General features: G+C 69.2%; 21 protein-coding genes. 13 read left to right on the forward strand and 8 right to left on the reverse strand.

Features of this window, described 5'->3' with window-relative positions; translation table 11 throughout:
- Positions 1-8 precede the first annotated feature (8 nt).
- A complete protein-coding gene (locus ACT3UF_RS18525) occupies positions 9-350 on the forward strand; it encodes a YciI family protein (protein ID WP_441442981.1) in 342 nt (113 codons plus the stop codon).
- A gap of 99 nt (positions 351-449) precedes the next feature.
- Here ACT3UF_RS18525 and ACT3UF_RS18530 read toward each other — a convergent pair whose 3' ends face one another.
- A complete protein-coding gene (locus tag ACT3UF_RS18530) occupies positions 450-776 on the reverse strand; it encodes a 2Fe-2S iron-sulfur cluster-binding protein (protein WP_441442982.1) in 327 nt (108 codons plus the stop codon).
- A 158-nt stretch (positions 777-934) separates the two neighbouring features.
- A complete protein-coding gene (gene glnA, locus ACT3UF_RS18535) occupies positions 935-2365 on the reverse strand; it encodes a type I glutamate--ammonia ligase (protein ID WP_441442983.1) in 1431 nt (476 codons plus the stop codon).
- A gap of 175 nt (positions 2366-2540) precedes the next feature.
- Between glnA and ACT3UF_RS18540 the strand changes: the two genes are divergently transcribed.
- Positions 2541-2975, forward strand: a complete 435-nt coding sequence (locus ACT3UF_RS18540) for an RDD family protein (RefSeq protein WP_441442984.1) — start codon at positions 2541-2543, stop codon at positions 2973-2975.
- 406 nt (positions 2976-3381) lie between these two features.
- On the opposite strand, the gene ACT3UF_RS18545 is transcribed toward ACT3UF_RS18540, so the two are convergent.
- From ACT3UF_RS18545 to lipB, 3 genes are all read right to left on the reverse strand, one after another.
- Positions 3382-4125, reverse strand: a complete 744-nt coding sequence (locus tag ACT3UF_RS18545; RefSeq protein ID WP_441442985.1) for a DUF4191 domain-containing protein — start codon at positions 4123-4125, stop codon at positions 3382-3384.
- Between the two features lie 32 nt (positions 4126-4157).
- Positions 4158-5180 carry a lipoyl synthase gene (gene lipA, locus ACT3UF_RS18550; protein ID WP_441442986.1) on the reverse strand — a complete coding sequence of 341 codons (1023 nt, stop codon included), beginning with the start codon at positions 5178-5180 and terminating at the stop codon, positions 4158-4160.
- A 62-nt stretch (positions 5181-5242) separates the two neighbouring features.
- The gene (lipB, locus tag ACT3UF_RS18555; protein WP_441442987.1) at positions 5243-5941 is read right to left on the reverse strand and encodes a lipoyl(octanoyl) transferase LipB; all 699 of its coding nucleotides are present in this window, start codon (positions 5939-5941) and stop codon (positions 5243-5245) included.
- An 80-nt stretch (positions 5942-6021) separates the two neighbouring features.
- On the opposite strand from lipB, the gene ACT3UF_RS18560 reads away from it, so the two are divergent.
- Positions 6022-7581: a hypothetical protein gene (locus ACT3UF_RS18560; RefSeq protein WP_442331681.1), complete on the forward strand. Its 1560-nt coding sequence runs from the start codon at positions 6022-6024 to the stop codon at positions 7579-7581.
- Positions 7582-7705: 124 nt separating this feature from the next.
- Here the strand turns inward: ACT3UF_RS18560 and sucB are convergent, their stop codons facing one another.
- From sucB to ACT3UF_RS18575, 3 genes are all read right to left on the reverse strand, one after another.
- Entirely contained in the window at positions 7706-9538 is a 1833-nt protein-coding gene (sucB, locus tag ACT3UF_RS18565) for a 2-oxoglutarate dehydrogenase, E2 component, dihydrolipoamide succinyltransferase (protein ID WP_444501875.1), read from the reverse strand.
- 23 nt (positions 9539-9561) lie between these two features.
- A complete protein-coding gene (lpdA, locus tag ACT3UF_RS18570; RefSeq protein WP_441442990.1) occupies positions 9562-10965 on the reverse strand; it encodes a dihydrolipoyl dehydrogenase in 1404 nt (467 codons plus the stop codon).
- A 147-nt stretch (positions 10966-11112) separates the two neighbouring features.
- Positions 11113-12591 carry a leucyl aminopeptidase gene (locus tag ACT3UF_RS18575; protein ID WP_442331678.1) on the reverse strand — a complete coding sequence of 493 codons (1479 nt, stop codon included), beginning with the start codon at positions 12589-12591 and terminating at the stop codon, positions 11113-11115.
- A gap of 64 nt (positions 12592-12655) precedes the next feature.
- Here ACT3UF_RS18575 and ACT3UF_RS18580 point away from each other — a divergent pair, with 64 nt between their 5' ends.
- The 10 genes from ACT3UF_RS18580 (at position 12656) to ACT3UF_RS18625 (ending at position 22967) form a co-directional block, all read left to right on the forward strand.
- A complete protein-coding gene (locus tag ACT3UF_RS18580) occupies positions 12656-13018 on the forward strand; it encodes a hypothetical protein (RefSeq protein ID WP_441442992.1) in 363 nt (120 codons plus the stop codon).
- A complete protein-coding gene (locus ACT3UF_RS18585) occupies positions 13015-13506 on the forward strand; it encodes a hypothetical protein (RefSeq protein ID WP_442331677.1) in 492 nt (163 codons plus the stop codon). Before ACT3UF_RS18580 ends, ACT3UF_RS18585 begins: the two co-directional genes overlap by 4 nt.
- 33 nt (positions 13507-13539) lie before the next feature.
- Entirely contained in the window at positions 13540-14646 is a 1107-nt protein-coding gene (locus ACT3UF_RS18590; protein ID WP_444501874.1) for a quinone-dependent dihydroorotate dehydrogenase, read from the forward strand.
- Between the two features lie 43 nt (positions 14647-14689).
- Complete coding sequence (locus ACT3UF_RS18595) at positions 14690-16051, forward strand: replication-associated recombination protein A (protein WP_442331675.1); 1362 nt, start codon at positions 14690-14692, stop codon at positions 16049-16051.
- 277 nt (positions 16052-16328) lie between these two features.
- Positions 16329-16955: a 30S ribosomal protein S4 gene (gene rpsD, locus ACT3UF_RS18600; protein ID WP_299305334.1), complete on the forward strand. Its 627-nt coding sequence runs from the start codon at positions 16329-16331 to the stop codon at positions 16953-16955.
- Between the two features lie 134 nt (positions 16956-17089).
- Positions 17090-19798, forward strand: coding sequence for an alanine--tRNA ligase (gene alaS / locus ACT3UF_RS18605; RefSeq protein ID WP_444501873.1), 2709 nt, complete (start codon positions 17090-17092; stop codon positions 19796-19798).
- The gene (ruvX, locus tag ACT3UF_RS18610) at positions 19795-20325 is read left to right on the forward strand and encodes a Holliday junction resolvase RuvX (protein ID WP_441442997.1); all 531 of its coding nucleotides are present in this window, start codon (positions 19795-19797) and stop codon (positions 20323-20325) included. Before alaS ends, ruvX begins: the two co-directional genes overlap by 4 nt.
- The gene (gene mltG, locus ACT3UF_RS18615) at positions 20322-21509 is read left to right on the forward strand and encodes an endolytic transglycosylase MltG (RefSeq protein ID WP_441442998.1); all 1188 of its coding nucleotides are present in this window, start codon (positions 20322-20324) and stop codon (positions 21507-21509) included. The genes ruvX and mltG overlap by 4 nt, the downstream gene beginning before the upstream one ends.
- Positions 21488-22363 carry a shikimate dehydrogenase gene (locus tag ACT3UF_RS18620; RefSeq protein WP_441442999.1) on the forward strand — a complete coding sequence of 292 codons (876 nt, stop codon included), beginning with the start codon at positions 21488-21490 and terminating at the stop codon, positions 22361-22363. The genes mltG and ACT3UF_RS18620 overlap by 22 nt, the downstream gene beginning before the upstream one ends.
- A gap of 172 nt (positions 22364-22535) precedes the next feature.
- Positions 22536-22967, forward strand: coding sequence for a hypothetical protein (locus ACT3UF_RS18625; RefSeq protein ID WP_441443000.1), 432 nt, complete (start codon positions 22536-22538; stop codon positions 22965-22967).
- Positions 22968-23012 lie beyond the last annotated feature (45 nt).

Raw genomic sequence — 23012 nt, forward strand, 5'->3', positions numbered from 1 at the left:
CGGACCCGATGTCGAAGTACCTGATCTCCTTCCCCAGCAGTGCGATGACCGTGCGAGGACCCGACCTGCAGGCAGCCGCAGACGCCTCCCACGCCGTGGTGCGCGAGGCGAAGGCGGCTGGCGTGTGGGTGTTCGGAGGCGGAATCGACGAGAGCGTGCCGCCCGTCATGGTCGACGGCACCGGCACGGTGCTCGAGAGCACCTACGCCGAGACCCGCCACATCGAGGGCGGCTATGCCGTACTCGAGCTGGCCAACCGGGAGGAAGCGCTGGACTGGGCCCAGAAGCTTGCCGTCGCCTGCCGCTGCGCCCAGGAGGTGCGGGTGTTCGGGGACGATCCGGAGAGCTGAACCTCAGTGGCCGTGGTGGGTGCGGACCGGGGCGGGAGCACCCGCGGCCCGGCACCGACGGTGACTCAGAGCCAGCTGAGGTTCACCGGGAGCCAAGGATCAGAACGGGCCGATCCGCACCACTGCACCCGCGAGATCCATGTCCCAGGCGATCTGACAGGTCAGCCGGGAGGTGGGTTCGCGCTCCGCCTCGGTCAGGCTGTCCAGCACATCGGCCTCGTCCTCATCGATCTCGCCTGCGGTCTCGAAGGAGACCTGGTCGAGGAAGGAGTGGCAGGTGGAACAGGAGGCGTTCCCTCCGCAGATCGCGAGGATCGGGAAGCTGTTGCGGACCAGGCATTCCATGAGGGACTCGTCGTCCTCCCATTCGACGCCGGGGTTTTCGACGCCTTCGCGGTCGATGACGGTGATCTCGATACTGCTCATGCCCCTATTCCACACCCTCCGAGGCTCTGGGGCCAGTCGGGTCCAGGAGGGCTGGCCCACGACGCGGTGAACGAGGGCTGTGAACGAGTGCGGTGAACGAGAAGGGCCCCCGGCCCGCGGCGACGCGGAGCAGGGGCCCATCCTCAGACGAGTCGAACTCAGATGTCGTAGTAGAGCTCGAATTCGTGCGGGTGCGGGCGGTAGCGGAACGGATCGATCTCTGTGGTGCGCTTGAGCTCGATCCAGGTCGAGATGAGATCGGCCGGGAAGACGTCACCCTCGGTGAGGTAGTCGTTGTCGGCCTCGAGGGCATCGAGTGCTGCTCCGAGGGACTCGGGCAGCTGCTTGATCTGCTTGTGCTCCTCCGGCGGCAGCTCGTACAGATCCTTGTCGATCGGCTCCGGCGGCTCGATGCGGTTGCGGATGCCGTCGATGCCGGCCATCAGCTGCGCGGCGAAGGCCAGGTACGGGTTCGCCGAGGGGTCCGGCGCACGGAACTCGACGCGCTTGGCCTTGGGCGAGGAACCGGTGACCGGGATGCGGATCGCGGCGGAACGGTTGCGAGCCGAGTAGACCATGTTCACCGGCGCCTCGAAGCCGGGCACCAGGCGCTTGAAGGAGTTCACCGTGGGGTTGGTGAAGGCCGTCAGCGAGGGGGAGTGCTCGATGATCCCGCCGATGTACCAGCGGGCGATGTCGGAGAGTCCGCCGTAGCCGCGCTCGTCGTAGAACAGCGGCTCGCCGTCCTTCCACAGCGACTGGTGGGTATGCATCCCCGAACCGTTGTCGCCGAACAGGGGCTTGGGCATGAAGGTCGCCGTCTTGCCGGCATCCCACACGCAGCTCTTGACGACGTACTTGAACTTCATGACGTCATCCGCTGCCTGCAGCAGGGTGTTGAAGCGGTAGTTGATCTCCTGCTGGCCTGCGGTGCCGACCTCATGATGGGCCCGCTCGACCTGCAGGCCGGTCTCCTCCAGCACAGCGCAGATCTCATCGCGCAGATCCGCCATCTGATCGTTCGGCGGGACCGGGAAGTAGCCGCCCTTCAGGCGCGTCTTGTAGCCCTGGTTGCCGCCGAACTCGGACTCGTCGCGGTCGGTGTTCCAGACCGCCTCGTCGGAGTCGATGCTGTAGAAGCCGGAGTTCACCGTCGTCTTGAAGCGCACATCGTCGAAGATGTAGAACTCGGCCTCCGCGGCGAACAGCGCAGTGTCGGCGATGCCGGTCGACTTCAGGTACTCCTCGGCCTTCGACGCCACGGTGCGGGGGTCGCGGGAGTACGGCTCATCCGTGAACGGGTCCACGATCGAGAAGTTGATGATGAGGGTCTTGCGCTCGCGGAAGGGATCGAGATAGGCGGTCTCCAGATCCGGGACGAGCTTCATGTCCGACTCGTGGATCGCCTGGAATCCGCGGATCGAGGAGCCGTCGAAGAGCTGGCCGGTCGCGATGGCCTCCGCGTCGAAGGTGCTCGCGGGGATGTTGAAGTGCTGCATGACGCCGGGAAGGTCGCAGAACCGGATGTCGATGAACTCGACACCCTCTTCTTCGACGTACTTCACGACCTCGCTGGGATTGTTGAACACATGCCCTCCATTCGCGCCCGTGGCGCGTGTTGTGCTGTCTGACCCCGATGGGCGTCACCTGATGAGCTCCGTCGGCCCCCAAGGGACCTGAGCTCGGGTGCGCCCAATCCTAATGCTGTGTCCCGCAGCACTCCGGGAACCGGCGCTCCCAGATCGGCGCACTATGGTCGTGCTCGTGATCGAACGCAAGGACCTCGGTGCCTGGCTCGAAGGCGCCCCCCACGAGACCGGCTACGTCAAGGGCTCCTCCATCGGGCTGCCCGCGGAAGGGCCCGGTTCCGTGGCGCCGTTCTGGCGCCGGCCGCTGTCGGTGGTGATCGATTGGGGGCTGTGCATGCTGGCCTCGGCGCTCGTGTTCGACGGTGATGCGCTGGCGAACCTGGTGCTCTTCGTGGCGATGAACGTGCTGTTCCTGACGCTTTTCGGGGCAACCGTGGGACAGTTCGTGCTGAAGCTGCGAGTGCGGCCCGTCCGCGGGCGCAGCCCGATGCTGCTGAGGTCCATGATCCGCACGGGGATGATCCTGCTGCTGCTCCCGACGGTGGTCTGGAACAAGGACGCGCAGCCGCTGCACGACGTGGCCGCGGGTACGGCTGTCGTCACCGTCTGAGCTGTCCATCCCCGTCTGAGGCGCGACAGCTGGCCTCCGAGGTGCCCGATCCGCGGCCGCTGTGCGCTCCGACCCTTCATGGACATCGCCCCTCCTCAAGCCGCTGACCTGCGACGATAGTCAATGTCACGAAAAGATCACGGAGGTAACGGGACGGTAACGGCGTGGTGGCCGGCGGGCGGCGCCAGCAGGAGAGCCGCGTCAGCTTGATGGCAGCGCCGACGGGAGGCCCGTGCCGATGGGAGGCCCGCGCCGACAGGAGAGCCGAGCCCGCAGGAGGGTCAGTGCGCGCAGGTGGGGCCGCGCCCGCACGTGGAGCGGCCCAGCAGGAGGCCTCGCCCGACTGGGCACGACGAAGCCCCCGTCTGGAACTCCAGGCGGGGGCTTCACAGCAGGGGAGAGGGGCTCAGCGGCCTCGCATCGCCTTGCGATTGGGGCGGGCGCGCATCGGGTCGACGCCCTTAGGGATTGACTGCCGCAGCGAGCGGCGCAGAGCGTTCAGCCGCTTCGTGACCTGGGCGGCCTCATCCTTGGTGAGCTGCTTCTTCATCCGCTGCATGTGGCTGGGCAGCTTGTGCAGCGGGACCTCGCCATCGCCGTCGCCGACCACGATCTGATGGACCGGGACGTTGTCGTGCTGGAGCACGCGACGGATGCTGCGACGCTCCTTCTCAAGCAGCTTCATGGAGGTCGCAGAGGAGTCCTCAGCGACCACCGCGATACCCGCCCGGCCCGAGGCGCGGAAGAGCATCTTCTGGCTGCGGGGGTCGATCTGGACCGGCTCCTCGTCGATGTTCCAGCCGCGACGGATCGACTGCATCGCCGCGAGCGCCGCCCCCGGCTGACCCTTGATGCGGCCGAAGGCGGCACGCTCCGCCTTGCGGGCCAGGATCATCATCGCGACCAGCACACCGATGGCCAGGCCCATGAAGATGCCGTACCAGGGGCTGTTCAGCACCAGCCAGCTCACCAGGACACCCAGCGCGATCGCACCGAGGATCGCACCGATCATCCACGGCAAGGTGGTGCGATCGATCTCCTGGGTGTACTTGTACACCTCGATGATCTGCTTGATCCGACCCTGCTTCTTGGAGCCGTCGGCGTTCATCTTCGTGCCCTTCTCGGGCTTGGTCTCGGACTTGCGAGCCATGTGCGGTGGGTCCTCTCGGGGCCGGGCGGGCGTCAGCTCGCGACGGCCTGCTGGGTGCGGGCGACGACGCTCGCAGCTTCCTGACGGGCGGGCTGGTTCGAATCGAGGTGGCGGAGGTTCTCCGGGATCTCGCGGCCGAGCTTCCGCATCGACTGCGCCCAGAGCTTGCCGGCGCGGTAGGAGGAGCGGACCATCGGCCCGGCCATCACCGCGAGGAAGCCCATCTCCTCAGCAGCCTGGGACAGCTCGACGAACTGCTGGGGCTTGACCCAGCGGTCGATCGGGTGATGCAGCTTCGACGGGCGCATGTACTGCGTGATGGTGATGATGTCGCAGCCGGCATCGTGAAGACGCTGCAGCGACTCGAGGATCTCCTCATCCGTCTCACCCATCCCGAGGATGAGGTTGGACTTGGTGATCATCCCGGCCTCCTTCCCCATCGAGATCACGTCGAGGGAGCGCTCGTAGCGGAACGCGGGACGGATCTGCTTGAAGATGCGCGGGACGGTCTCGAGGTTGTGCGCGAACACCTCGGGCTTGGCCTCGAAGACCTGCTGCAGGTGCTGGCCGTTGCCCTTGATGTCATCGATCAGCAGCTCGACACCGGTGCCCGGGTTCATCGCATGGATCTGCTCGCAGGTGCGGGCGAACAGACCGGCCGCCCCATCTTCGAGATCATCGCGGGCCACACCCGTGATGGTCGAGTAGCGAAGACCCATCTCCTTGACGGACTGGGCGACCTTGAAGGGCTCCATCGGATCGACGGCCATCGGCTTGCCGGTGGCGATGTTGCAGAAGTCGCAGCGCCGCGTGCAGGTGTCACCGCCGATGAGGAAGGTCGCCTCGCGGTCCTCCCAGCATTCGAAGATGTTCGGACAGCCGGCTTCCTCGCAGACCGTATGGAGACCCTGACCATGCACGCGCTTCTTCATTGCGGTGTACTCCGGGCCCATCACGGCCCGGGTCTTGATCCATTCGGGCTTGCGCTCGATCGGGACCTCGGCGTTGCGAGCCTCGACGCGCAGCATGCGTCGGCCTTCGGGGGCGAATGTCACCCTGATGCCTCCTCATCTCGACGTTCCCTGGAGTCTATCGACCTGGCCAGGTCCCAGGGCACTCAGCCCACGCGGGGCGAGGTGCGGTGCGCCACGAGCTCGGTCATGGCCGTCGCGGCGATGTCCACCACGTCGGCAACCGCGATCCGGTGCCCGGCCTCTCGGCTGAGGCTGGTCACTCCGGCATCATCGATCCCACAGGGGATCACATTCGCGGCCCAGGAGAGATCATTCGCGCAGTTCAGCGCGAAACCGTGCATCGTGGCACGCTTCGAGACCCGCATGCCGATCGCACACACCTTGCGCGACTCCTCGCCCTCCGGCGCGACCCAGACGCCGCTGCGACCGGCCACCGGCATCGTCGCCACGCCGACGGCGGCGCAGACGTCGATCAGGGTCCGCTCGAGATCACGGACGAAGCCCACCACATCGATCGGGATCGGAAGCTTCACCAGCGGGTAGCCGACGAGCTGCTGCGGGCCGTGCCAGGTGAGCTTCCCGCCGCGGTCGATGTCCACGACCTCAGCACCATCACGGGGGCGCTCGTGGTCCTCGGTGAGCTTGCCTGCTGTGTAGACCGCCTGATGCTCGAGCAGCAGCAGCGTGTCGGGACGGCTGCCCGAGACCACCTCGGCGTGGAGCTCGCGCTGCAGCGCCCAGGCGGCTCGGTACTCGACCGGGCCCGGGGGCAGGCCGAACTCCTCATGGCGGTCCCCACCGGGGACGGGTTCGCTGAAACCGAGACGGATCACGTCGAGCATCGACCCAGGCTACTCCGCCTCCCACCTGCGCGTTGTGGATGAATCGCGGAGAGCTCACTGCGATGCGGTTCACTGCTGTCATGGACGAGAACGACGAGGAGAGCTCCCACCGGGGCCCCGGCACGTTCGGACCGGGCGTGAGCCCGCCTCGCGCCGGAACGGCGCGGCAGGAGAGGCAGCGAGAATCTGCCGGGCACGGCCAGCAGGTGGAGGTCAAGGGGCTGGATGAAGACGCCCGCCACAGCATCCGCGATGAGCTCCAGCTGCTGGCGACGCTCGAGGTCGCGGGGATCACGGCGGCACCGAACGTGCTCGAGATCGAGGACGACGGATACCTTCGCGAAGCCGCACCTCCTCTGCGGCGTCGTTCCGGCCGGCGGGCTGCCGAGGACTGCGCCCCACCTACCGCTGAGCGTCTCGCCCTCGCGCGGGCCCGGGACGATCTCGATGATCTGATCGATGCGGTCCATCAGCGGGGATGGGTGCTGGGAGCGGGACCGGGGCAGGGGCTCGGTGTCCGTCCAGACGGGAGTGTGGTGGCCCTCGACCTGGCCGGGCTGCGGCGGGATGAGACGCTCTCCGCCCGGCAGGCTGACCGCCGCTGGGTCGACTCGGTGCTCGGGGACCAGGAGCGGACCCTGCGCCGACGGATCGATCTCGTGGCCCCCTCCTGGCCGCTTCAGGAACGCTCGCTGCTCGGTCCCGGCCCTGCTGCCGAAGTGCTAATGGAGCCGGCCGCACAAGCGGCGTCCGGACAAGCGGCGTCCGGACAGGAGGCCGAGGCGGAGCTGGAGGGGCCGGACGGGGTGGAGGGTCCGGAGGTGGAGCACGCGGGTGCGGCTCTGCCGCGACCCCGCCGGCTCCGGCGGCGGGAGCGGGGCGAGTTTGCAGCGGTGGGCGTGTACGGACGCCGCACGCCGCACCCCGCTGGCCTTCGGACCTTGGTCGGCCCGCTGACGGGGACCGGGAGACGCGGGTTGTCAGCGATCCGTCAGGTGCTGAGTCAGCCTCCGCTGCGACGAGTTGCCGTCGGGAGTGCCCTCGTGGTTCTGCTGCTGGGATCCACTGCGGCGATGGGTGCGTGGTGGGCCAGTGAGCGTCCCGCGCAGGCTCCCGGTCATGAACAGCTTCCCGTCGCGACGCCAGCACCGCCCAGCGGGGCGCCCCGGATCGAGGATCCCTGGGCCCTGGTCGCAGACGTCGCCGGAGCCCGGCACGCCTACATCTCCGGAGTATCCGCGCAGCCGGTGGCTGTGCCGGGGAGTGAGGCGTTCACGGCTGACGAGGAGACCCGCCTCGCATACCAGGGCCATCAGGTCCGAGGCGGTGGGCCGGTGGTCCATGAGGCGGAGCTGCTCGCGGGACCGGACGGCGACGGCACCGTGGTGCTGCGCGCGGTCACCTCGACCGCAGAGCATGAGCTCGAGGACCGCGCCGGGCAGCTCACGCACGTTCCCGCGACTGCCCCGCGCGAAGTCCGGCTGACCCTCCACTGGAATGGCGAGCGATGGCTCGTCGAGGCGGTCGAGGCGGTCGAGGAGGTCGAGGCGGTGGAGCCGGACGAGCCAGTGCAGCCGGGTGAGCCAGTGGAACCGGACCAGCTAGCGGAGCCAGCGCCGGGGGATACCGGAGCGAGCTGATCGTCCCCATGCAGCCGCACCTCCACCGGGCACGCCGAAGGGCCCCGACACCAGAGAACTGATATCGGGGCCCTTCAACATCGCTCAGTGCGCGGGACGCGCCCAGACGAGGAAGCTCAGGACCTCACAGGCCCAGCTCTGCCTCGAACGCGCCCTCCTCGAGCCGCTTCTTCATGAAGGTGAGGAAGCGTGCGGCGTCGCCGCCGTCGACCATGCGGTGGTCGTAGGAGAGGAACAGGTACATCATCGAGCGGATGGCGATGGTGTCGTCACCCTCGGCGTTCTGCACGACCGCCGGACGCTTGGTGATGGTGCCGGTGCCCAGGATGCCGACCTGCGGCGCGGGGACGATGGGGGTGTCCCACAGCGCACCGCCGGAACCGGTGTTGGTGATGGTGAACGTGGCACCGGCGAGATCGTCCGGAACCAGCTTGTTGCCCTTGGCACGGCCACCCAGATCGCCGATCTGACGAGCCAGGCCCGCCAGGTTCAGATCGCCGGCATTGCGGATCACAGGAACCACGAGACCGCGTTCGGTGTCCGCCGCCATGCCGATGTTCTCGGAGCCGTGGTAGACGATCTTGTCGCCCTCGATGCTGGAGTTCAGCTGCGGGTAGGTCTTCAGACCCTCCACCGCTGCCATCATCAGGAACGGGAGGAAGGTGAGCTTCGCACCCTCACGGGCGGCGAAGTCCTCCTTGGCGCGGGCGCGCAGCTTCGCGATACGGGTCAGATCGACCTCGACCGCGGTGGTCAGCTGGGCCATCCCGTGCAGCGACTCCGTCATCCGCTGGCCGATGACCTTGCGGATGCGCGGCATCTTCTCCTCGGTGCCACGCTTCGAGGAGACCTCGACCTTGGGGGCTGCCGGGGCGGCTGCGGGCGCTGCGGCGGCGGCAGGAGCCGAAGCGGCGGCCTTCTGCGCATCGATCGCCTGCTGCACATCCTGCTTGCGGATGCGTCCGCCCAGGCCGGAGCCCTTGACGTTCGACAGGTCGACGCCGGCCTCGGCCGCCATCTTCCGTACCAGCGGAGTGACATAGCCGGAGGACTCCGCACCGGAGACGGCATCGGAGGCCTTCGGCGCCGCCGCAGCTGCCTCTGCCTTGGGGGCCTCAGCCTTCGCGGGCTCTGCCTTCGGAGCCTCAGCCTTCTCAGCCTTGGGTGCCTCGGCAGGCTTCTCCTCGGCCTCGGGAGCCTCAGCAGGCTTCTCCTCAGCCTTGGGCGCCGGGGCGGAGGGCTGCTCTGCGGGAGCAGAGGCCGCAGCACCGGAGCCGACCACTGCCAGCACGGCGCCGACCTCTGCGTCCTCGTCCTCCTGGACCTTGATCTCCAGCAGGGTGCCCGCGACAGGGGAGGGGATCTCGGTGTCGACCTTGTCGGTGGAGACCTCGAGCAGCGGCTCGTCGATCTCGACGGTGTCGCCGACCTCCTTGAGCCAGCGGGTGACGGTGCCCTCGGTGACGGACTCGCCGAGCGCGGGCATCGTCACCTCCTCACCGGAGGCGGCGCCGCCGGAGGTGCCGGAATCGGCATCGCCGGAAGCCTCGGCAGGCTTCTCGTCCTCGCCGGCCGGAGCCTCCTCATCGGTGGACGGGGCGACGGTTTCGTCGGAGGCGAGATCCTCGCCCTCGGCGGGAGCGTCCTCCGACTCGGCGGGGGCCTCCTCGGAAGCGGCCTCAGCACCGGAAACAGCCGATCCGGCAGCCTCAGAGCCGGAACCATCGCCGATGACGACGAGATCGGCGCCGACCTCGGCGTCCTCGTCCTCCTCGACCAGGATCTTCTCGATGGTACCCGCGACGGGCGAGGGGATCTCGGTGTCGACCTTGTCGGTCGAGACCTCCAGCAGCGGCTCGTCGACCTCGACGGTGTCGCCCACGGCCTTGAGCCAGCGGGTGACGGTGCCCTCGGTGACAGACTCGCCGAGTGCCGGCATCTTCACGGTTTCAGACATGGGGTTTTCTCCTCCTGGAAGATTCAGGCGTGGGCGTGCAGCGGCTTGCCGGCGAGGGCGAGCGCAGCTTCGCCCAGGGCCTCGTGCTGCGAGGGGTGGCCGTGGATGAGGGAGGCGACATCCTCGGGGTAGGCCTCCCAGTTGACGATGAGCAGCGCCTCGCCCATGAGCTCGGAGGTGCGCGAGCCGATCATGTGGACGCCGATGATGGGCCCGTCCTTCTCGCGGACGAGCTTGATGAAGCCGGTGGTGCCGAGGATCTGGGACTTGCCGTTGCCACCGAGGTTGTACTCGTAGACCTCGACGGCGTCCTCGCCCAGCTGCTCCTTGGCCTGCTTCTCGGACAGACCCACGGAACCGAGCTCGGGCTCGCAATAGGTGATCCGCTCGATGCCGGACTCGACGATCGGTGCCGGGTTCAGGCCGCCGATCCGCTCGGCCACGAAGATGCCCTGGGCGAAGCCGCGGTGCGCGAGCTGCAGGCCGGGGACGATGTCACCCACGGCGTAGACGCCGGGGACGTTGGTCTCGAGGGTCTCGTTGTTCGCGAGCACGAAGCCGCGATCCATCTCGATGCCCTGCTCCTCGTAGCCGAGCCCTGAGGTGTTCGGGCCACGACCCACAGCGACCAGCAGGTAGTCGCCCTCGAAGACCTTGCCGTCGGCGAGGGTGACCTTCACCCCGGACTCGGTCTGCTCGGCCTTCTCGGTGAAGATGCCCAGCGAGAACTTGATCCCGCGCTTCTTGTACGCGCGCTCGAGTGCCTTGGACAGCGCCTCGTCCTCGTTGGCGACCAGGTGGGGGAGGCCTTCGATGATGGTCACGGACTCCGCGCCGAGCGACTTCCAGATCGAGGCGAACTCGACCCCGATCACGCCGCCGCCCAGGATGATGGGGTTCTTGGGGATCTCGGGCAGCTGCAACGCGGCCTCGGAGTCGAGGAAGCGGCCGCCGAGGTCGATGCCCGGAAGGGTCTTCGAGTACGAGCCGGAGGCCAGGATGATGTTCTTGCCGGTCAGGGTGCGGGTGCCGGACTCGGTCTCGACCGAGACGGTGTTCGGTCCCGTGAGCGTGCCGAAGCCCTCGACGTACTCGACCTTGCGCGACTTCACCAGGCCCTGCAGGCCCTTGTAGAGCCGGCCGATGATCTTGTCCTTGAAGCCGAGCACCTTCGCGGCATCGATGCCGTTCAGAGTGAGGTCGACGCCGGCATCAGCGGCCTCGGACGGGGCGTCGGCGAGCTCGCCGACGTGCAGCAGCGCCTTGGTCGGGACACAGCCGCGGTGCAGGCAGGTGCCACCGAGCTTGTCCTTCTCCACGAGCGCGATCTTCTGGCCGAGCTGGGCTCCGCGCAGCGCGGCCGCATAGCCGCCGCTGCCACCGCCCAGGATCACGACGTCGAACTGGTCAGTGGTTGTCTCCGCCACCTGTGTGCTCCTCGGTGTATACGTCACTCCGCGACCCGCCCGGACCTGGATGGCCGACGGCGCCGCCTGCGTGTCCCATGCTAGGCCACCAGGCGGCGCCGGGCCGACTGCTTCGCGCGATCTCTCAGTGCTGTGGTGCGGTGCGCATCACGGTGCGGGGCGTGAGGCGACGTCCGCGAGGATCTGCAGCACGGTGCGGGTGCTCATCCCGGTGGCGCCCTTGCCCATGTAGCCCAGGGGCGAGGAGGCGTAGCCCGGTCCCGCGATGTCCAGATGCGCCCACTGGGTATCGCCCACGAACTCGGCCAGGAAGATGCCCGCCGAGAGCGCACCGCCCGGTCGGTCCCCGATGTTGCGCAGATCAGCGACGCGGCCGGTGAGATCGGCACGCAGCTCGCTGGGGAAGGGGAGCGGCCAGAACGGCTCGCCGGTGGTCTCAGAGGCCGCCATCACGAGGTCGCGGCCCTCGGAGGTGCCCATCACGCCGGCGGTGCGCTTGCCCAGCGCCACCACCGCCGCACCGGTGAGGGTGGCGACGTCGACCACCAGATCGGGGTTCTCGGCGACCGCATCGACCAGCGCGTCGGCCATCACCATCCGCCCCTCCGCATCGGTGTTGAGCACCTCGACAGTCCTCCCATTGCGCATGGTGACCACGTCACCGGGGCGCTGAGCCCCACCGCCGGGCATGTTCTCGGCCAGGGCGAGGTAGGTGGTGACCTTGACCTCGAGGCCGAGGCGGGCGGCACCGACAGCTGCCGCCAGCACGGTGGCGGCGCCGGTCATGTCGGAGGTCATGTCGTCCATGCCGGCCGCGGGCTTGAGCGAGATGCCGCCGGTGTCGAAGGTGATGCCCTTGCCGACCAGGGCGACAGAGCTGGTGGCCTTCGCGGGGGCGTACTCCAGGCGCACCAGGCGCGGCGGGCGGGTCGATCCCTGGCCGACGCCGACGATGCCGCCGTAGCCGCCCTCGGCAAGCTGCTTCTCGTCCAGGACGGTCACCGTGATCGGCAGCTCGGCGACGAGCTCCTCGGCGCGGCGGGCGAACTCGGCGGGATGGAGCAGGTTCGGGGGCGTGTTGACGAGGTCGCGCACGATGCCGACGATCTCGGCGAGCACGCCGGAGCGGTCGACCGCGGTCTGGGCGGCGTCGGCGTCGCCCTCGGTGATCAGGGTGAGGGCTGCGAGGGCGGCCTTCGGTGCACCGGCACCGGTGCCGGTCTTGTAGGTGGTGAAGGTGTAGGCGCCGAGCGCGGCGCCCTCGAGGGCTGCGGCGCGCTGCTGCGTGGTGGCGGTGGGCACGGCGATCGCGGCGTTCTCGACCCCGGCGAGCGAGCGGGTGGCCGCGCCGAAGGCGAGCCGGAAGTCCTCGTCCTCGACCTTGGCGAGATCCTCGTCACCGAGGCCGACCAGCAGCAGCGAGGTTGCGGAGGCCAGTCCGTAGGAGGGGATCCGGTGGAGATCGCCTCGGGCGGAGGAGGCATCGAGACCCGAGATGGCCTCGGAGATCTCCGGTGCGCCGGGCACCGTCGCGGGGGCGCCGTCGGCGCCCGCGAGGAGGGGGAGGATGAGGACGTCGGCAGCGACGTCGCGCAGAGATGCATCGGTGATGGTGATGGTGGGCATGGCTCTATCGTAGGGGCGGGCCGGACACGATGTCGGCGTACCACGGAGGAGGGCGGAGAAGCAGATGACGGTGCTGAGCATCGTGGTCTTGGTGCTGGGCGGGCTGACCGCCCTGCTCGGGATCTACTACACAGCGCGTGACCTGAACGCCGATCTGGTGCTGCTGGGCGCGTGCGCCCTGCTGGCCGCGTCCTGGGCCGTGCTGGGCATCGCCCTGGGGCTCAAGGACCTCGCCGGCGGGAACCCTCCCGAGCGGGTCACGCTCTACGGCTATCTCCTCACGGCTCTGCTGATGGCGGTCGGCGGCGGCTGGATGGGACTGTTCGAACGCAGCCGCTGGGGAAGCCTCGTCATCGCCGTCTGCGCGGCGGTCTCCATGGTGCTGCTGATGAGGCTGGAGCAGATCTGGCCGGGAGGCTTCGCATGAACGTCGAGAACGTCGAGAACGTCAAGAACGTCAAGGGCGCTGAGCACGGCAAGGGCGCGGCGGCGGCGTCGCCGGGTCGCCCCGAGCGCGCCGGGCGCGGCTTCGAGATCGTGCTGATCGCGGTGTACGGCATCTTCGCGCTGTCGGCGACCGCGCGCAGCCTGGTGCAGGTGCTGCGTGACTTCTCCTTCGCACCGGTCGCGTACAGCCTCTCCCTGCTCGCCGCCGTGACCTACATCGCCGTCACCATCGCTCTGGTGCGTCGCGGCCGCGGCTCCCCGGTGGCGAGGGCGCTGTGCATCGCGGAACTCGCTGGGGTGCTCATCGTCGGCACCCTCACCCTGCTCGATCCGGCGCTGTTCCCGGATGGGACGGTCTGGGGCGTCTACGGCAAGGACTACGGCTTCGTCCCCCTGCTGTTGCCCGTGCTCGCCCTGTTCTACCTGTCGCGAGCACCGCGAGTACGCCGTTCGGGACCTGTGGACTGAGATCCGCGACCAGGAACGCGTACGGTATCCCTCGTGACCCCTGACGACGCCCCTCGACGTGGGCCCTATGACGTGCTCTTCCGCCGCGTGCTGAGCCGGCTCGACCCGGAACAGGCTCATCGGCTCACGGTGCGGGCGCTCGCAAACGCTCATCGCCTGCCGGGAGGCCCGCAGCTGCTGCGGGCCCTGTTCGGCGGTACGGACCCGCTGCGGGACACCGGGCCCACCCGCCGGGTGCTCGGCGCCGAGCACCGCAGCCCGCTGGGCTTGGCCGCAGGCTTCGACAAGGACGGCGAGGTGCCGCTGGCACTGCTCGATCTCGGCTTCGGCCATGTCGAGGTGGGCACCGTGACCGCCAAGGCACAGCCCGGGAACCCCCGGCCGCGATCCTTCCGGCTGATCGAGGACCGGGCCCTGATCAACCGTATGGGCTTCAACAACCACGGAGCTCAGGCGCTGGCGCGTCGGCTGGCCAGAGCGCGCCGCACCGAACGTGGCCAGCGCGCCGTGATCGGCGTGAACATCGGCAAGTCCAAGGTGACCGCCCTCGAGGACGCCGCTGAGGACTACCGCTTCTCCGCCCGGCTGCTCGCCCCCTACGCCAGCTATCTCGCCATCAACGTCTCCAGCCCGAACACCCCCGGACTGCGGGATCTCCAGAGCGTCGAGATGCTCCGACCGATCCTCGAGGCGGTGGTCCAGGAAGCTGTTGCGGTACGGACCCGGCTGCGTCGGGAGGTGCCGGTGCTGGTCAAGATCGCCCCTGATCTGCATGACGGCGATGTGCAGGCGGTCGCCCGGCTCGCCGCCGAGGTGGGGCTGGCGGGCGTGATCGCGACCAACACCACCATCGCCCGCCCGGACTCACTGGCGACCGCGCGCTCTCGGGTCGAGCAGATCGGTGCCGGCGGGCTCTCCGGGCCGATTCTCGCCGACCGCTCGATGCAGGTGCTGCAGCTGCTGCGCACCACCCTTCCGCAGGACGCGGTGATCATCAGCTGCGGCGGCGTGACCAGCGCCCAGGACGTGCGCGACCGCCTCGATGCCGGCGCAGATCTGGTCCAGGGCTACACCGCGATGATCTACGAGGGCCCCGCGTGGCCCGGACGGCTCTCCCGTGAGCTCGATCCCCGCCGCTGAGCCCCGGCGCGCCCGCGTCGCCACCTCGGCCTAGGCTGGGGGGATGGACGAGGACCTCTTCTCGCTGAGCGGCGATGAACCCGCACCGCGCACGCTCTCGGATCGCAACCGCGACCACCGCGCACCGCTCGCGGTGCGAATGCGCCCGCGCTCCCTCGAGGAGGTGGTGGGGCAGCGCGACGCGCTCAAGCCGGGCAGCCCCCTGCGGCGCCTGGTCGGAGCCGACGACTCCCGCACCGCGCCCAGCTCCCTGATCCTGTGGGGCCCGCCCGGCACCGGCAAGACCACCCTGGCCTACGTCGTCGCACAGTCCGGCGATCGCGAGTTCGTCGAGGTCTCCGCCGTCCTCGCCGGCGTCAAGGACATCCGTGAGGTCGTGGACCAGGCCCGCTCCCGGCTGCGGACGATCGGTCGCGAGACGGTGCTGTTCGTCGACGAGGTGCACCGCTTCTCGAAATCCCAGCAGGACGCCCTGCTGCCGAGCGTCGAGAACCGCTGGGTCACGCTGATCGCCGCGACCACGGAGAACCCTTACTTCTCGGTCATCTCGCCGCTGCTCTCCCGTTCGATCGTGCTCACCCTCGAGTCGCTGGAGCAGGAGGACCTCGACGCGCTCGTCGATCGTGCGCTCGAGGACGAGCGCGGCCTGGCGGGCTCCGTGACCCTGACCGACGACGCTCGCGAGGCGCTGCTGCGGCTCGGCGGCGGGGACGCCCGCAAGATCCTCACATCCCTCGAGGCGGCCGCGGCGGCGGCGCTGATGAAGGAGACCCCGGAGATCGATGCTGCGGTGCTCTCCCAGGCCGTCAACCGAGCCGCCGTGCGCTACGACCGGGCCGGGGACCAGCATTATGACGTCACCAGCGCCTTCATCAAGTCGATGCGCGGCAGCGATGTCGACGCAGCCCTGCACTACCTGGCGCGGATGATCGAGGCGGGGGAAGACCCCCGCTTCATCGCCCGCCGAGTGGTGATCGCCGCCGGGGAGGAGGTCGGCATGGCCGATCCGAGCGCCCTCCAGGTCGCCGTCGCCGCGATGCAGGCGGTGCAGATGCTCGGCATGCCCGAAGGGAGGATCCCGCTCGCACAGGCCGTGGTCCATATCGCCACCGCGCCCAAGTCCAACGCCTCCTACCAGGCACTCGATGCGGCCATCGCCGATGTCCGGGCGGGGAAGGGCCAGGGCATCCCGGCGCACCTGCGCGATGCGCACTACTCCGGCGCGAAGAAGCTCGGGCACGGCACCGAGTACCGGTACGCGCATGACGCCCCGCACGGGGTGGTGGCCCAGCAGTACGCACCCGATGACCTGGTGGGCGTGGACTACTACCACCCCAAGGGCCACGGGAACGAGGAGCGCACCCGGAGCCGGGTCGAGGCGCTGCGACGGATCCTGCGCTCGTGACCTCGAGCTGAGGTGGCGCTGCGATAGCGGAGGTGGCGCTGCGATGCTGAAATGCACGGACGCCGATGAGCTGCTGCGCGGGGCGATGCGCGGGGGCGCTGAGGCGCCGCACCAGGCACGCCGCCCCGGCCGGGAGCCGGCGTGAGGCACTCCACAGGAAGTAAGGCGTGACCAGTGTCGTCGATCGTGGACCTCGAGGAGTTGCTGCGGTAATGTGGGTCGCTGAATCCGCGGCTGCACGACTGGATTCACCACACGCGAACAAGAGGTATACCTCGTGACCAACGTCACCCGCGCGCGCCGTCAGGCGCGCCTGTCCCGAGCCCTCGGGCTCCCGCTCACCCCGAAGTCCGTCAAGTACTTCGAGAAGCGCCCGTACCCCCCGGGCGAGCACGGCCGTGCTCGCCGTCGTACCGAGTCGGACTACGCAGTGCGACTCAAGGAGAAGCAGCGTCTGCGCGCGCAGTACGGAATCCGCGAGAAGCAGATGCACCGCGCCTACCTGGACGCCAAGAAGGAGCCCGGTCTGACGGGTGAGAGCATGGTCGAGCTGCTGGAGATGCGCCTGGACGCGCTCGTCCTGCGCTCCGGCTTCGCCCGCACCACCCTCCAGGCCCGCCAGGCCGTGGTGCACCGCCACATCCTGGTCGACGGCAAGCTGGTGGACCGTCCCTCGTACCGCGTCTCCCCGGGCCAGACCATCCAGGTCAAGCCCAAGTCACAGGCGATGGAGTCGTTCCAGATCGCTGCTGAGGGCGGCAACTCCGACGTCCTCGCCAAGACCCCCTCGTACCTCTCGGTCGAGCTTCCCGAGCTGAAGGCCCAGCTCGTCGCGCGCCCCAAGCGCGCTGAGGTCCCCGTGACCTGTGAGGTCCAGATGGTCGTCGAGTACTACGCTCGCTGACCTTTCTTCACCGCGGCGCGACAGGCCCCGGCGGGTGTACTCCGGTACCCTGACCGGGGCCTTCGTGTCCGCAGAAGCACCTCGCCCGCAGAGCGGGCCCACCCCGGCTGTTCCAGGAAGGACACCTCCCGACCATGCGCACCTCCGAGATCCGTCATCGCTGGCTCGATTTCTTCGCGAAGAAGAACCACGAGATCGTGCCCAGCAGCTCGCTGGTGTCCTCCGACCCGTCGATCCTGTTCACGATCGCCGGGATGGTCCCCTTCATCCCGTACATCGTCGGGACGGAGAAGTCTCCCTACCCCCGCGCGGCGAGCGTCCAGAAGTGCATCCGCACCAATGACATCGAGAACGTCGGCCGCACCACGCGCCACGGCACCTTCTTCCAGATGGCCGGGAACTTCTCCTTCGGCGACTACTTCAAGACCGGAGCGATCGACTTCTCCTGGGAGCTGCTGACCACCTCCCAGGACGATGGCGGCTTCGGGTTCGACCCCGAGCGCCTCTGGTTCACCGTCTGGGAGCAGGACGAGGAGTCCTACCGCCACGTCACGGAGGTCGTGGGCCTGGACCCGCAGCGCGTGGTGCGCCTGCCGCGCGAGGAGATCTTCTGGGACACCGGCCAGCCCGGTCCCGCCGGTCCGTGCGGCGAGTGGCACTACGACCGCGGCCCCGAGTACGGACCCGACGCCGTCACCGGCACCGTCCCCGAATGGCCCGGAGACGAGAAGGGCGAGGACCGCTACATCGAGATCTGGAATCTGGTCTTCGACCAGTACCTGCGCGGCGAGGGCAAGGGCAAGGACTACCCCCTCCTCGGCGAGCTGGACCAGAAGTCCATCGACACCGGTCTCGGCGTCGAGCGCGTCGCCTACCTGCTGCAGGGCAAGCAGAACATGTACGAGATCGACCAGATCTTCCCGGTCATCGAGAAGGCGCAGGAGCTCTCGGGCCGTGCCTACGGCGGGGACGAGGAGGACGACGTCCACCTGCGGATCATCGGCGACCATGTGCGCAGCGCGCTGATGCTGGTCTCCGACGGGGTGCGCCCGGGCAACGAGGGACGCGGCTACGTGCTGCGCCGGCTGATCCGGCGGGCGGTGCGCTCGATGCGGCTGCTCGGCTACGCGCAGCCGTCGATGCCCGCGCTGCTGCCGATCTCGAAATCCCTGATGGTCGAGTCCTATCCCGAGCTCGAGGCGGACTTCCCGCGGATCAGCGAGATCGTCTACGCCGAGGAGGAGGCGTTCCGTCGCACCCTGGAGACGGGCACCTCCATCTTCGAGCAGCTCGCGGGCGAGGTGAAGAACGGCGGCGGCCGGGTCCTGGCCGGCGACGACGCCTTCCGCCTCCATGACACCTACGGCTTCCCCATCGACCTCACCATGGAGATGGCGCAGGAGGTCGGGCTGCAGGTCGACGCGGACGCCTTCCGCGGAGCGATGCAGGAGCAGCGCGAGCGCGCGCGTGCCGACGCCGCCGCGAAGAAGTCCGGACACACCGACACCGCGATCTACAACCGGCTGCTCACCGAGCGCGGCGGCGAGGTGCCCTTCCTGGGATACACCGAGGACACCGTCGCCACCACGGTCGAGTCGGTGCTGGTGGACGGCAAGCTGGTCACCGCCGTCGAGGCCCCGGCCCAGGTCGAGGTCGTCCTCGCCTCCACCCCCTTCTACGCGGAGTCCGGCGGCCAGCTCGCCGATCAGGGCCGCATCACGCTCACCGGCGGCGGCCTGATCGAGGTCGACGACGTGCAGAAGCCCGTGCGCGGACTGATCGTCCATCGCGGGCGCCTCGTCGAGGGCTCTCTCGCGCAGGGCGCCTCCGCGATCGCGACCATCGACGGCGAACGACGCGGCGCCATCGCCCGCGCCCACACCGCCACCCACATGGTCCACGAGTCCCTGCGCGAGGAGCTCGGCCACAGCGCCACCCAGGCCGGCTCCGAGAACTCCCCGGGCAGGATGCGCTTCGACTTCCGCTACGGCCAGGCCGTGCCGAAGTCGGTGCTCGAGCAGATCGAGGGCCGCGTGAACACGCTCCTGCAGGACGAGCTGACCGTCACCGACCAGCAGATGTCCTTGGACGAGGCCAAGTCCCTCGGCGCGCAGGCGCTGTTCGGCGAGAAGTACGGGGAGGTCGTGCGCGTGGTCTCCATCGGCGGTGACTGGTCCCGTGAGCTGTGCGGCGGCACCCATGTCTCCAGCACCGGCGCGATCGGCACCGTGCAGCTGATGGGCGAGGCGTCCATCGGCAGCGGGGTGCGGCGCGTCGACGCGCTGGTGGGGCTCTCCGCCTACCGCCACCAGGCCAAGGAGCACGCACTGGTCTCCCAGCTGTCCGAGCTGCTGAAGGTCGGCGCCGCCGAGGAGCTGCCCGAGCGGGTGCGCGTCCTCACCCAGCGGATGAAGGACATGGAGAAGCAGCTCGCGGCGCTGCGCGGCCAGCAGCTGCAGGCTGAGGCCGGGCGACTCGTGGACTCCACCACCGAGGTCGCCGGCATCCGGGTGCTGACGCACGATGCCGGTGAAGGTGTCGCCGCAGGAGATCTGCGCACCCTCGCCCTCGACCTCCGCTCCCGGCTCGGCGAGGACTCGCCGGTGACGGTCGCGGTCGCCGGCCACGAGAGCGGTCGGGCGGCCCTGGTGATCGCCACCAACGCCGCCGCGCGCGAGCGTGGCCTCGCCGCGGGCTCCCTGCTGCGCATCGCGGCCGAGGCGATGGGTGGCCGTGGCGGTGGCAAGCCGGACATGGCGCAGGGCGGCGGCGGCGAGCCCGCCCAGGTGCCTGCGGCACTGGCCGCTGTGCACGCGGCGATCGAGGCGGCTCAGGACGCATGAGCCCGGGCAACGGCGAGGAGTCCCGACAGCAGCCCCCGTCGCTGCCCCGCGGGGTCAGGCTCGGGGTCGACGTCGGTGATGTGCGGGTCGGTCTGGCACGCAGCGACCTCGACGGGATGATCGCCACTCCGGTCGAGACCCTCGCCCGTGACACGGCGGTGGGGCGAGTGCTGGCAGAGGCTGCGGAGCTCGACGCGCATGTCATCATGGTGGGGCTCCCACGGTCGTTGAACGGCACTGAAGGCGTCGCGGCACAGAAGGCGCGAACCTTCGCCGTGGAGCTCGCCGCAGGCTCTCCGGAGCTCGAGGTCAGGCTCATCGACGAACGGCTGACGACCGTCTCCGCGCACAAGGCGCTCCACAGCTCCGGCAGGAAGGGCCGCAAGCACCGCCAGGTCGTCGACCAGGTGGCCGCAGTGATGATCCTCCAGCAGGCGCTGGACATCGAACGGTCCACCGCGGCGCGCGCTGGTGAGCGGGTGCCCGCCACCGCCATCCCGCCATCGACCGAGGAGGACACCCTGTGAACGACGAGGAGCTCTCCTTCGTCGACCTGGCGGATTCTCAGGGCGGCGAGCCCGCAGCGGCGGGTCGGGATGGCGCACGCGGACGTCGCAGAGGGCCCAAGCGGTCGCGTCGACGCCACGGATTCCTGCGGGGGGTGCTGCCGGTGCTGCTGGTGCTGCTGGTGGTGGGCGGGCTCATCGTCGGCGGGATCCAGGGGTACCGCTGGATCACGTCCAACGTCAGCCTCGAGCAGGAGGCCGCAGACTATCCGGGGCCCGGCAGCGGCGAGGCGGTGGTCGAGGTGGCCGAAGGCGACACCGGTACCGACATCGCCGGCACGCTCGTGGAGATGGGAGTGATCAAGAGCGCCGGCCCATTCGTCAACCTCTTCTCCAACACTCCCGAGGCCGCTCGCATCGAGCCCGGCATCTACCGCCTGAAGCTGGAGATGACCTCCGCGGATGCGCTGGAGGCACTGCTGGATCCGTCGAACCTCGCCGGCCAGAGGGTGATCATCCCCGAGGGGAAGCGGCTGACCCAGATCTGGGAGCAGCTGGCTGCGGAGACGGATATCCCGGTCGAGGATTTCACCGCTGCGGCCGAGGACTACACCAGCTACGGGATCCCCGAGAACGCTGCCGGATCGCTCGAGGGCTACCTCTGGCCCGGCCGCTATGACATCTACGAGGATGCCACCGCCGAGGATGTCATCCAGATGATGTGGGATCGGATGGAGAAGGAGCTGACCGCTCGTGACATCCCGCAGGAGCAGTGGCACGAGTCGCTGACCATCGCCTCCCTCGCGGAGATGGAGGTGCGCAAACCCGAGGACTACGGCAAGGTCGTGCGGACCATCGAGAACCGTCTGGAGGGGGCCGGCGAGGCCAAGGGGAAGCCGATGAAGCTCCAGTTCGACTCCACCGTCCACTACGTGACCGGGAAGTCCGCGAGCGTGGGGACCTCCGATGCGGAGCGCGCCACGGACAGCCCCTACAACACGTACAAGTACCAGGGGCTGCCGCCTGGACCGATCGCCGCGCCCGGGGCCAATGCGCTGGATGCCGTCGACGCGCCGCCTGAAGGTGACTGGCTGTACTTCGTCAGCGTGAACACCGACACCGGGGAGACGAAGTTCGCGGCCACCTGGGCCGAGCACGAGGAGAACGTCAAGGAGTGGCAGGAATGGGCGGACGCGAAGGGATGAGCCCGCGTCGGTTCGCGGTGGTCGGCTCGCCGGTCGAGCACTCCCTCTCGCCCATCCTCCACCGCACCGCCTATGAGGCGCTCGGCATCACGGACGCCGTCTACGAACGTCATCAGGTGCGCGCCGGGGAGCTCGCGCAGTTCCTCCGCCAGGGTCCCGGGCGGGGGCTGCAGGGCCTCAGCGTGACCATGCCGGGCAAGCCCGAGGCTTTCTCGCTGGGTTCCGAGGCCGACGAGACGTCCCGCCAGCTCGGCATCTCCAACACCCTGATCCGCACCGGCCAGGGATGGCGCGCCGAGAACCACGACGTCCACGGCATCGTCGCCGCACTGCAGGACCACGGTGCCGCCGCTCCGGAGACCGGTGCCGTGCTCGGCTCGGGTGCCACCGCCCTGAGCGCCCTCGCCGCCCTGGCGGAGCTCGGTGTGCAGAGGGTGCTGCTCTCGGCCCGCAGCGCGCACAAGCTCGCATCGCTCGAGGAGTATGCCGCCATCCGTGGGGTGGCCGTGGAGCAGATCCCCTGGGAGCGGCATCACGAGGTGCTCGCCGCAGATGTGGTGGTCAGCGCCTTGGCCATCGAGGGGGCCCGTGCGGTCGCCGAGCAATGGCGGGCTCAGTCCGATCTCGCCGTGCCCGGGGTGGTCCTCGACGTGCTCTACGACCCATGGCCCGCGCCGATCGCCGAGGTGATCCAGAGCTGCGGGGGCGAGGTGGCGGACGGACTCGAGATGCTGGCGCACCAGGCCGATATGCAGCTCCGTTCCATGCTCGCGATCCCGGCCGCGCCGGTGCGGGAGATGCTCGCTGCAGCGCGCACGGAACTGGCCCGGCGCAGGTCCGTCACCGAGGTCTGAGCGAGCATCTCGGCTCCGCCCCAGCAGGCCTGGTCACCCGGCAGGCTCCAGCTCTCATCAGGCCTCGTCTTCCAGCTGGTAAAGACCCTTGTCTCCACAGGTAAAGCATGGGTAAAGTCATGGACGACGGACAGGCCCGACGGGCCCGGGGAGAGCACGAGGGAAGTGACTCATGGAGCTGGAGCGCGAAGCGGGCGAACAGATCGATGCGGTGGCCCAGGTCGGCCTCGGCCAGCCTTCCTCGAGGGGAGATCGGCGAGGGGCTGCGGCGGAACCCGACAGGGTCCCCATCGATGCCGACGAGTCGGTCGCGGTGCTGCGGCGCTGCACGGCGCTCGCGGCCCGAGCCCGGGTGGAGCTGCTCACCGAGAGTCGGCGCACCGCGACCGATGAGCTCTCCGCACTGCTGAGCTCCATGGGGGAGTGGTCTGCGCACCTCATGGAGACGCCCGACGCAACGATGACCGTGCTCTGTGCGGCCGCCCTCCAAGACCTCGCCGCACGGCTACCGAACCCCGATGGGCTGCTGGCAGCCCGCGTCGAGGCGGTCCTGGTGCTGCTCCACTCCATGATGGCGGAAGGCCGCGTCGGAGCCCCGGCGTGATTGTCTTCACGTTCGCCCTGGCAGTGCCGCTTTCGGGTGCGAACC

This window comes from Brachybacterium sp. AOP24-D1-21, from assembly GCF_052378665.1.
Lineage (GTDB): Bacteria > Actinomycetota > Actinomycetes > Actinomycetales > Dermabacteraceae > Brachybacterium.

Coding starts and splice junctions, on each gene's coding strand:
- ACT3UF_RS18525 (WP_441442981.1), top strand. CDS start 9: ATGTCGAAGTACCTGATCTCCTTCCCCAGCAGTGCGATGACCGTGCGA.
- ACT3UF_RS18530 (WP_441442982.1), bottom strand. CDS start 776: ATGAGCAGTATCGAGATCACCGTCATCGACCGCGAAGGCGTCGAAAAC.
- ACT3UF_RS18545 (WP_441442985.1), bottom strand. CDS start 4,125: ATGGCTCGCAAGTCCGAGACCAAGCCCGAGAAGGGCACGAAGATGAAC.
- lipB (WP_441442987.1), bottom strand. CDS start 5,941: ATGCTCGACGTGATCCGTCTCGGTTTCAGCGAACCCGTCCCCGGTGGG.
- ACT3UF_RS18560 (WP_442331681.1), top strand. CDS start 6,022: ATGGACGAGAACGACGAGGAGAGCTCCCACCGGGGCCCCGGCACGTTC.
- sucB (WP_444501875.1), bottom strand. CDS start 9,538: ATGTCTGAAACCGTGAAGATGCCGGCACTCGGCGAGTCTGTCACCGAG.
- ACT3UF_RS18575 (WP_442331678.1), bottom strand. CDS start 12,591: ATGCCCACCATCACCATCACCGATGCATCTCTGCGCGACGTCGCTGCC.
- ACT3UF_RS18580 (WP_441442992.1), top strand. CDS start 12,656: ATGACGGTGCTGAGCATCGTGGTCTTGGTGCTGGGCGGGCTGACCGCC.
- ACT3UF_RS18585 (WP_442331677.1), top strand. CDS start 13,015: ATGAACGTCGAGAACGTCGAGAACGTCAAGAACGTCAAGGGCGCTGAG.
- ACT3UF_RS18595 (WP_442331675.1), top strand. CDS start 14,690: ATGGACGAGGACCTCTTCTCGCTGAGCGGCGATGAACCCGCACCGCGC.
- alaS (WP_444501873.1), top strand. CDS start 17,090: ATGCGCACCTCCGAGATCCGTCATCGCTGGCTCGATTTCTTCGCGAAG.
- ruvX (WP_441442997.1), top strand. CDS start 19,795: ATGAGCCCGGGCAACGGCGAGGAGTCCCGACAGCAGCCCCCGTCGCTG.
- ACT3UF_RS18620 (WP_441442999.1), top strand. CDS start 21,488: ATGGGCGGACGCGAAGGGATGAGCCCGCGTCGGTTCGCGGTGGTCGGC.
- ACT3UF_RS18625 (WP_441443000.1), top strand. CDS start 22,536: ATGGAGCTGGAGCGCGAAGCGGGCGAACAGATCGATGCGGTGGCCCAG.